Genomic DNA, 857 nt, shown 5'->3' with positions numbered 1-857 from the left:
CACGACATCCAGTGCCAAAAAACTCCGCGACCTATGCTTCACAACCTATTTTAGAATAAATCAAAAATAGGTGAAGACTATCTCCGCCGAGATTAATCTTCACCTTTAATGTTAGTAAGTTTTATTGCCTGTTTTACTGAAAATTACACCTAGTTTTCAAATTTTAACAGATCGTACCTTAGCTGTTTTGGTTGGTGGCAGTATTTTCGCTGTTGGTGTCGCGCTTTTGTATCGTATTGATGCTTCGAGTGGCGGTACAGCGGTTCCGCCGATGATTCTAAAAAAATATTTTCGTATTAAACCAGCCTTATCTCTACTAGCAATTGACACGGTAGTGTCATTGGGCAATTTAGTGACACAGGGGCTTGAAGCGCTTATTTTAGCATTGTTTTCTTTGGTAATCACGGCGTTTGTGATGAATTATATTGAGACAGGTTTAGACCGACGTAAAATGGTTTACATTACGACTAATGAGCGAATTGACGAATTAAAACAGTATTTATTAGACGGTGATAAAGGTTTTACGATTATGGATGTCAGAGGCGGTTACATGGGTGATGGTCGAGAAATGCTAATGGTTGTCTTGGACAATCAAGAATACAATCATTTTCTACGAGGCATTCACGAAGTTGATCCCGAGGCGTTCACAATTGCGTATGATATTAGTGAAGCGCATGGGGGAACATTTCTGTAAGGGCATGATTAGCAATTCATGTCTTTTTTTGTTTTTGGCAGATTGCAAGAAATAACTTGAACGAATTTAGTGACGTAGATTAAGCAAGAAGATCTCGATTGGTGTGTGCCAGTTAAGACATTTAAGTGGTCGGGAATTCAGATACCAATTGATTTGAACCAGC

The 857-nt window shown here is 39.0% G+C and carries 2 pseudogenes; one reads left to right on the top strand and one right to left on the bottom strand.

From position 1 onward, the window contains the following. Positions 1 to 118: 118 nt before the first annotated feature. Positions 119 to 694: pseudogene (locus tag BMG01_RS10690) on the top strand (YitT family protein); the annotation flags it as partial. Positions 695 to 760: 66 nt separating this feature from the next. Here BMG01_RS10690 and BMG01_RS11120 read toward each other — a convergent pair. After that, positions 761 to 857 (bottom strand): annotated as a pseudogene (locus tag BMG01_RS11120) (IS30 family transposase); the annotation flags it as partial.

It is taken from the genome of Leuconostoc sp. BM2, assembly GCF_002095565.1.
Lineage (GTDB): Bacteria > Bacillota > Bacilli > Lactobacillales > Lactobacillaceae > Leuconostoc > Leuconostoc falkenbergense.
The sequence above is the reverse complement of the archived record's forward strand: the minus strand, read 5'-3'. Positions and strand labels throughout refer to the sequence as shown.